The sequence below is a fragment of the Mucilaginibacter sp. P4_E8 genome, from assembly GCF_056401495.1.
This window is the reverse complement of sequence record NZ_JBFUJG010000235.1, coordinates 1-4,962: the sequence shown is the minus strand read 5'-3', so window position 1 is coordinate 4,962 and position 4,962 is coordinate 1. Positions and strand designations below refer to the sequence as shown.

Annotated in this window: 6 protein-coding genes; 2 read left to right on the top strand and 4 right to left on the bottom strand. The window is 40.5% G+C overall.

Annotation, left to right across the window (positions count from 1 at the left end):
* Together AC1DRQ_RS29455 and AC1DRQ_RS29450 are read left to right on the top strand one after the other, a co-directional pair.
* Window positions 1–623: threonine aldolase family protein (locus AC1DRQ_RS29455; protein WP_477429388.1), on the top strand; the 623-nt coding region annotated here is incomplete at its 5' end.
* Between the two features lie 103 nt (window positions 624–726).
* Window positions 727–1,812, top strand: a complete 1,086-nt coding sequence (locus AC1DRQ_RS29450; RefSeq protein WP_477429386.1) for a DNA topoisomerase IB — start codon at window positions 727–729, stop codon at window positions 1,810–1,812.
* A 30-nt stretch (window positions 1,813–1,842) separates the two neighbouring features.
* Here AC1DRQ_RS29450 and AC1DRQ_RS29445 read toward each other — a convergent pair whose 3' ends face one another.
* The 4 genes from AC1DRQ_RS29445 to AC1DRQ_RS29430 all read right to left on the bottom strand — a co-directional run.
* Window positions 1,843–3,666 (bottom strand): M56 family metallopeptidase, encoded by a 1,824-nt coding sequence (locus tag AC1DRQ_RS29445; RefSeq protein WP_477429384.1) that lies wholly within the window; start codon window positions 3,664–3,666, stop codon window positions 1,843–1,845.
* Window positions 3,667–3,677: 11 nt separating this feature from the next.
* Complete coding sequence (locus AC1DRQ_RS29440) at window positions 3,678–4,034, bottom strand: BlaI/MecI/CopY family transcriptional regulator (protein WP_477429382.1); 357 nt, start codon at window positions 4,032–4,034, stop codon at window positions 3,678–3,680.
* 115 nt (window positions 4,035–4,149) lie between these two features.
* Window positions 4,150–4,278 carry a hypothetical protein gene (locus AC1DRQ_RS29435; RefSeq protein WP_477429380.1) on the bottom strand — a complete coding sequence of 43 codons (129 nt, stop codon included), beginning with the start codon at window positions 4,276–4,278 and terminating at the stop codon, window positions 4,150–4,152.
* A 47-nt stretch (window positions 4,279–4,325) separates the two neighbouring features.
* On the bottom strand, window positions 4,326–4,962 hold a 637-nt coding region (locus AC1DRQ_RS29430), incomplete at its 5' end, for an acyltransferase family protein (RefSeq protein ID WP_477429378.1).

Sequence of the window (4,962 nt, the reverse complement as noted above, 5' to 3'; positions counted from 1 at the left end):
GCCAGGTGGTGCTGGAGAATACAGTAAACAAAGGCGGCGGCAGCTGTTATACCTTACAGGATATTAAACCCATTGCTGAACTATGCAAGGCCAAAGGATTAAAACTTCATTTAGATGGCGCACGCATATTTAACGCGCTGGCACATACCGGCGATAACGCGGCAGATTATGGCCAATACTTTAACGGCATATCCGTTTGTTTATCAAAAGGGTTGGGTGCACCGGTAGGCTCTGTTTTACTGGCCGATGCGGAGACTATAAAATATGCACGCCGTATCCGCAAGGTTTTGGGCGGAGGGATGCGCCAGGCCGGTTTTTTGGCTGCGGCAGGTATTTATGCACTTGACCACCATGTAGAACGTTTAAAAATTGATCATGCGCATGCCCGCATTTTGGGTGAGGAACTAAGTAACCTGCCCTGGGTTAGCAATGTAATCCCTGTAGAAACCAACATTGTTCTTTTTGATACGGTTGAGCCCGCGAGCGCTGTTTTGGCCAAGCTTGCCATTCATGGTATAAAAGCCAGCGATACCGCCAAACACCGCATCCGTTTTGTAACCCATCTGGATGTTCATCCAGAGCACATTGAACATGTGGTGAAGGTGCTGGGGAGTTTTGAGTAGTGACTGATGAGTAAAGATCCGGAACCCTTCAATCATCAGCGACATCAACGTAATCATACTAATCGGCGGTCAAACTTAAAACCAGCAGACTTGTTGTTTCACCATGAACCGTCTGCTGCAAAAGCTCGAAAAAATAGGGCGCGACCCAAAGGTCACCGCGAAAGCCGTTGGCTTGCGGTATGTTTCTGATACATCACCGGGGTACACCCGTAAAAAATCAGGCATGGGCTGGAGTTTTTATGATGCCGAGGGCAAGCTGGTAAAGGATAAGGAACTGATAACCCGCTTTAATAAACTGGTGATCCCGCCGGCCTATACCAATGTGTGGATATCGCCGTATGAAAACGGCCACCTGCAATTTACGGGTACCGATGCCGCCGGCCGCAAGCAATACCGCTACCATGCCGGGTGGAACCAGATCCGTAATCAATCTAAGTATCACCGCCTGCAAACTTTTGCATCTTATTTACCCGCTATACGCGAGCAGGTAGATAAGGACCTGGCCCGCCGAAACCTCGACCATGAAAAAGTGGTTGCCCTGGCAGTAAGGCTGATGGAGCTCACCGGCATCAGGGTGGGGAATGAATCATATAAAAAACTTTATGGTTCATTTGGTTTAACCACCTTGCAAAACAGGCATATTAAAATTGAAGGCTCAATACTTAAGTTTGAATTTAAAGGCAAAAAGGGAGTAGTGCATAAAATAGCGTTGCAAAGTAAAAAACTGGTCCGGCTGGTAAAGCAGTGTAGGGATATCCCCGGGAAAGAGCTTTTTCAATATTATAATGAAAACGGTGAACGCAGCAGTATAGGCTCTGGTGATATTAATGATTACCTGAAGGCTATAACCGGCGAAGAATTTACTGCCAAAGATTTCAGAACATGGAGTGGTAGTGTAAGTGCCTTGTACGCCTTTAAAGCGGCAGGCGAATTTACCAGCATAACTGAGTGCCATAAAAAAATTGTGAACGTAATTGATGAAGTGGCAGTTAGCCTGGGCAATACCCGTTCGGTTTGTAAAAAGTACTATGTTCATCCATCTGTAATAAAAAGTTATGAGGATGGCACCATATTCAAATACATCAGCAAAATTGATGAAGAGAGTGATATAAAAGCCGCCGAACTGAATATAGCCGAAAAGGCGTTATTAAATTTGCTTGAAACAGAAAAACTGGCCGAGGCCAGTTAAGTTGTATAAAATAATTAGTTAGATTAAAGCCTACTTTTTATTAGTAGTAATAACCACTACACCATCTTTAGCTTTATCGCCATATTGTTTTTTTGCATTGTCGCCTTTTAAAATGCTGATGCCGTTGATTTCAGTCGACTTTAATTTTTTCAGATCGGCAGATGATGATGTTTTCCCATCTATTACAATTACCGGGTCCGAACCATCGTCTGTAGTGATTTTTACTCCATCAAGATTAGTTACCTTAATGTCACTGGAAGATACCATACCCGAAACCGAAGATGAATTTCCTTCTCCAATTATTCTGTTGTGAGGTGTAGTTACACTGTAGGTTTTAACAACAACACCTTTTGGCAAAGCGGTAACAATTTTGACAGGCACATTATTACTTAACCTTACATTCGCAACAGTCTTATAACCCTTAACTGTAATTGCACTATTTGAGTTATTACCAGATGCAAGGGCTATTCCATTGACCGTAGCTGAGGTTGCAGCCGTGCTGGTATTTGTTGCAACGTTGCTGCTTATGCTTTCGACATTGTTATTAATATTAACCTTATTTAATTTATCTTTTAATTCCTGTTTATTAACGGCATCCTTTGTAATCATGTAAACAACCTTGACGTTTTTATCCAGGCTTTTACTGATATACGGCGCTGCATCATCACCCCATAATACATAGGCGTTAGCTACATTATCTGCATCAATCTTTTTAAGATCTGATTTTACACCATTGATTATGAAAATTACCGAATCGTTATTCATGTTTTTGTTGATAACCAGGGCTTTTTTAATGGTGTCAGGTTTAAGAGCATAAAGCTTTTGAGCCACGGGCAATGGTTTGGCAACCATACGGCTTACCTTTTTAGGTTTGGCTACAGCTACCGGTTTTGCAGGCAGCTTTTCGTCAATATTACTACTTATAATTTTTGCCAGCGGAGCGGCCGCGTTAACCAGTTTTACCCTGATAGGTTTAGCAAAATCGGCCTTTGATATGCTGAATACCAATAACAGGGTAATTACAGCAGGTACCAGGAAAGCATACCTGGTAAGGTTTAATTTCGAAGATCGTTTAGCGTTCATCATGATGATGCGTTTTTTTATGGTTGATATATTAAAATGGTTCACTATGCCGGGTTGCTGGTTGTTAAAGCTTACCGAGATTAGGCTATACTGGTATGATTTACTGTCGATACCATTGTTCAGGATCTTGCAGTCGGTTATAAACTCAATGTTTTCGCGGATTGCTTTTTTTATGAGCCATATACCCGGGTTAAACCAGTAAAAAATGCTGCTCAGTTCGGCAAGCAATATATCGGCGGTATGCCATTCGTTCACGTGTACTTGTTCGTGCAGCAATATGGCCTTCAGGTCGGCTGGTTCATGTTTAGTTGGGTTAACAAAAATGCTTTGCCAAAAAGAAAACGGAGCGGCATCCTTCTCCATGATCCGTACCTGGTGATTATTGATTATAGCAGGTTTGGAGCTTTTATACAATTTATATAAGGAGAATAGCTGAACCGCCAGCCTGAGAGCAAATATGTACGCTCCAAGCCAAAAAATAACTTCGGCCCAGTGCCAGTAATTAGGCTGGCTAAGTGGTTTTATAAGGTTTTGCACCGGCCCTTGCCAATTTATGGCTATCTGCTGTACCGGTTTGGCAAATGCCTCATGACCCTGCACAAAGGCCGACAGGTTTATTTCTGGATAGATGCTGGCAAACAATATAGCTGCAAGCAGGTAAACGCGGTTTAAGGTATAAAAAGTAAGATGCCTCAGTACCAGGTAATAACCTGCGCAAAATAACAACAGGGCAATATTTACTTTAAGCAAAAAAACAAACAATACTGGCATGACTTTAAGGTTTATTGTTTTTCAATCAGTTTAATGATCTCCTGCAGCTCGCTGGCACTTATCTTTTTTTCGTTGGCAAAAAAGGTAACCAGATCCTTGTAAGAGTTTTGAAAGTAATCGTTCACAAAGCCGCTCATAAAGCGCTTTTTATATTCTTCTTCCTGTATGGTGGGGATATAGCGCAGGGAGTTGCCCATTTTTTCGCTTTTTAAAAACTCCTTGCGTTCCAGGTTCTTGATGGTTGATGCCAGGGTAGTGTATGGTGGTTTGGGTTCTTCCAGTTGATCAAGGAAATCCTTAATAAAGCCCGAGCCACATTGCCACACTGCCTGCATGGCTTCTTCTTCTTGTTTTGACAATTTTTCCATTACTATTACGATTGTTTCGTAAATCTACGAAAGTTTCGTAGCAATGCAAATTTATTTTTATTTTTTTTGAATTATGATCTCTGAACGGGAATTTATAGAACGCTACCGCGGGCTTTCAGCCCGTGGTTAATATGGTTGCAGCTTTTAGCTGCAGTGTAAGCCGAAGGCTTACACCATGCAATACCACGAGATTAGCGTAGCGTATCTCGTGGCAGCATAGCACATTATGCAGCTGTGCGAGCATTTCAAACCGCTTTAAGCAGGGTTGTTTAACTTTATATTTATGATTTTTCACTTCTCTTCCAGGGTATTGACGGGGGTTATTTCCGCTTTTCTAAAGTTGAAGCCCTTTAAAGATAACATTGGTTTTTCTATATAATACCAGGATAGCGCTGCTAAAGGCAGTGTTATGGTAAAAGCCATTAAAAAATGAATTATAGGATTTAATATTTTAAGGTTGGATGTAAGAACTTGTTGAATGGGAAAGGCATATATATATAAACCGTAGGAAAAATCACCCCAATTTTTATACTTTTCTAAGTATAATTTGGGGTGATATGCGAATGTAAATACGCCATAAATGAGTGTTCCATAAAAAACATATATGATAAAGGTGAACTTTAGAAAAATCATCACTATTAATAAAATAAGCATACCTGCCAATATGTATAAACTTATTTTTATTTTATTTCTCAACCAATAAAACATCATACCACAATTGAACATTAAGCCCCAATCTTTAATGATATATTGCATATACCAATAAGGGTAGCTCTTTTTAAAGAAAAACAAAATCAACAAGATAATTAAAGGCAGTAATCTCAATAATAATTTAAATTGTTTTTTAAAGAAGACTATTATGACACCCAATATAACCACCTCTGAATATAACAATATCTCTGCCGGTAGCGTCCATATAGGACCATCT

Excerpts from the sequence above, each read along its gene's own strand:
- AC1DRQ_RS29450 (WP_477429386.1), top strand. The coding sequence starts at position 727 with ATGAACCGTCTGCTGCAAAAGCTCGAAAAAATAGGGCGCGACCCAAAG.
- AC1DRQ_RS29445 (WP_477429384.1), bottom strand. The coding sequence starts at position 3,666 with ATGCCAGTATTGTTTGTTTTTTTGCTTAAAGTAAATATTGCCCTGTTG.
- AC1DRQ_RS29440 (WP_477429382.1), bottom strand. The coding sequence starts at position 4,034 with ATGGAAAAATTGTCAAAACAAGAAGAAGAAGCCATGCAGGCAGTGTGG.
- AC1DRQ_RS29435 (WP_477429380.1), bottom strand. The coding sequence starts at position 4,278 with ATGCTCGCACAGCTGCATAATGTGCTATGCTGCCACGAGATACGCTAC.